Genomic DNA, 2,268 nt, shown 5'->3' on the forward strand with positions numbered 1-2,268 from the left:
GTACATGAATTAGGAGAGGTCAAACATTTATTAACTTTATTATAATAGATTTTTACGGAATTAAAAACTGAAAATTCAAATTTAATGTTGAGAAAGTTTTTTGTATCGAAATATATGAAAGAATAGGGATTTTTATTGAAACAGAAAAAGATATTTCTATTTTAGTAAATTATGATATAGTCTAAATAAGCGTGTTTTTCCATAAATGTAATTATTTTCATTGTAGTTTTGTTTATATGAGGGAAGGAGAAGTAATTATGAAGTTTGATGATCAACGCTTATTAGGAGTCCGATTAGGTTCTGTACTTGTGACAGAGGAAAATCAATATTTAGTAATTAAGAAAAAAGATCATTATGCACTGTTAAATATACATAATTTAGAATGCACACATGTTGAAGTGCAGTTAGAACATTTGGAAGAAATGTTGCGGGAAGATTTCCAAGAAAGTATAACGGAGATTATCGCACCAGAACATATAAAAATTGTTGCGAAAAATGTTATATAGATAAAGAAGCTGGAAGGAACAGCTTCTTTATTTTCATTATAAGGATAACGTTTTTACAACCTCACCAATGAAGTGTTTTCTTTTTTAGTTAGTTTGAAGTGAACTTTTGAAAAAATTTGTCTCGGTACATGTACATAACCCATGAGATTGTTATTAAAGAAATGATGATTTGTTTGTTTTTAATTGTTGCATTGAGAACAAACCAACCAACTATATCAAATAATAAATGTAGCACGATTGAAAGAACTACAAATTGAAGTAACGTATTTAAAAATCTTTTCATAAAGCGTCCCCCTAAAATAATAGGTTGTATTAACAGTTTGATATAGTGGTATTATACAGTAAATGTGTCCTGTGGTAAGATTTACATAAGTTAGTGAAATAAAATAAATGAAAGTTAGTAAGGGGGAACATTCATGGAATTCTGGATGGTTATACTAATATTAGCCTTTGGTTTCATTTATATCGCTGAAAAATTAGCTACAATTGAAAAGAAAAATGATGCGCGTTTAAAGAGAATTGAAGATAGATTACAATTAATTACGAAAGAAATGGGAATTGTAGAAAGAGAACCTGAAATTAATAAAGAACTACGCCAGCTTGTAGAAGAAGGAAAAAAAGTTACAGCAGTTAAGAGAGTAAGAGAAGCTTTTGGTTTTTCCTTACTAGAAGCGAAGCAATATGTTGATAAATTATAAAAAGATCATCCATTTGGGTGATCTTTTTCACTGCACCATGCGTGTATTTACATAAGCGGCGATAATAAAGTGTCCAATTATATGGAACAAACATTTGAGATGAATTGTCTAATATAGGTAATAACTATTTAGCTTGAAAGAAAGGGTTGATGACATGAAAAAGAATACGTTGTTAAAAGTAGGATTATGTGTAGGTTTACTAGGAACAATTCAATTTGTTAGCACAATTTCTTCTGTACAAGCATCACAAAAGGTAGAGAAAACAGTAATAAAAAATGAGACGGGAACCATTTCAATATCTCAGTTAAACAAGAATGTATGGGTTCATACGGAGTTAGGTTCTTTTAATGGAGAAGCAGTTCCTTCGAACGGGCTAGTTCTTAATACTGCTAAAGGACTAGTGCTTGTTGATTCTTCTTGGGATGACAAATTAACGAAGGAACTAATAGAAATGGTAGAAAAGAAATTTCAGAAGCGCGTAACGGATGTCATTATTACACATGCGCACGTTGATCGAATTGGCGGAATAAAAACGTTGAAAGAAAGAGGCATTAAAGCGCATAGTACAGCATTAACTGCAGAACTAGCAAAGAAAAATGGATATGAAGAACCGCTTGGAGATTTACAAACCGTTACAAATTTGAAGTTTGGAAATATGAAAGTAGAAACATTTTATCCAGGGAAAGGGCATACAGAAGATAATATTGTCGTATGGTTACCGCAATACAATATTTTAGTTGGAGGCTGTTTAGTGAAATCTACGTCCGCGAAAGATTTAGGAAACGTTGCGGATGCTTATGTAAATGAATGGTCTACATCGATTGAGAATGTGCTGAAGCGATATAGAAATATAAATGCAGTAGTGCCTGGTCATGGAGAAGTAGGGAACAGAGGATTACTTTTACATACATTGGATTTATTAAAATAAGAAATTGTAGAAATACAAAAGAGAGGAGAAATAATTTTCTCCTCTCTTTCTTCTAACTATATTTAAATGCTGAATCTGTTGATTACGTCAGCATATATTACTGAGATTTTAATTCCAAGTATACAAATACTAGTAC

The 2,268-nt window shown here is 31.3% G+C and carries 4 protein-coding genes and 1 pseudogene; 3 read left to right on the forward strand and 2 right to left on the reverse strand.

What is annotated here, in order from left to right:
* Positions 1-257: 257 nt before the first annotated feature.
* Positions 258-506: a hypothetical protein gene (locus ABWK52_RS22890; RefSeq protein WP_000666948.1), complete on the forward strand. Its 249-nt coding sequence runs from the start codon at positions 258-260 to the stop codon at positions 504-506.
* An 88-nt stretch (positions 507-594) separates the two neighbouring features.
* Here the strand turns inward: ABWK52_RS22890 and ABWK52_RS22895 are convergent, their stop codons facing one another.
* The gene (locus ABWK52_RS22895; RefSeq protein ID WP_098341061.1) at positions 595-789 is read right to left on the reverse strand and encodes a hypothetical protein; all 195 of its coding nucleotides are present in this window, start codon (positions 787-789) and stop codon (positions 595-597) included.
* A 133-nt stretch (positions 790-922) separates the two neighbouring features.
* Here ABWK52_RS22895 and ABWK52_RS22900 point away from each other — a divergent pair, with 133 nt between their 5' ends.
* The gene (locus tag ABWK52_RS22900) at positions 923-1,204 is read left to right on the forward strand and encodes a hypothetical protein (RefSeq protein WP_006929472.1); all 282 of its coding nucleotides are present in this window, start codon (positions 923-925) and stop codon (positions 1,202-1,204) included.
* A 27-nt stretch (positions 1,205-1,231) separates the two neighbouring features.
* On the opposite strand, the pseudogene ABWK52_RS29840 reads toward ABWK52_RS22900, so the two are convergent.
* Positions 1,232-1,312, reverse strand: a pseudogene (locus ABWK52_RS29840) (DUF3784 domain-containing protein); the annotation flags it as partial.
* 46 nt (positions 1,313-1,358) lie between these two features.
* Between ABWK52_RS29840 and bla2 the strand changes: the two are divergent.
* Positions 1,359-2,132 (forward strand): BcII family subclass B1 metallo-beta-lactamase, encoded by a 774-nt coding sequence (bla2, locus tag ABWK52_RS22905; RefSeq protein WP_098541129.1) that lies wholly within the window; start codon positions 1,359-1,361, stop codon positions 2,130-2,132.
* Positions 2,133-2,268: the final 136 nt, after the last annotated feature.

This window comes from Bacillus sp. AP50, assembly GCF_040492675.1.
GTDB lineage: Bacteria > Bacillota > Bacilli > Bacillales > Bacillaceae_G > Bacillus_A > Bacillus_A cereus.

What these genes read in the sequence shown, in the direction of transcription:
- ABWK52_RS22890 (WP_000666948.1), top strand. Translation starts at nt 258, where the DNA reads ATGAAGTTTGATGATCAACGCTTATTAGGAGTCCGATTAGGTTCTGTA.
- ABWK52_RS22895 (WP_098341061.1), bottom strand. Translation starts at nt 789, where the DNA reads ATGAAAAGATTTTTAAATACGTTACTTCAATTTGTAGTTCTTTCAATC.
- bla2 (WP_098541129.1), top strand. Translation starts at nt 1,359, where the DNA reads ATGAAAAAGAATACGTTGTTAAAAGTAGGATTATGTGTAGGTTTACTA.
- ABWK52_RS22900 (WP_006929472.1), top strand. Translation starts at nt 923, where the DNA reads ATGGAATTCTGGATGGTTATACTAATATTAGCCTTTGGTTTCATTTAT.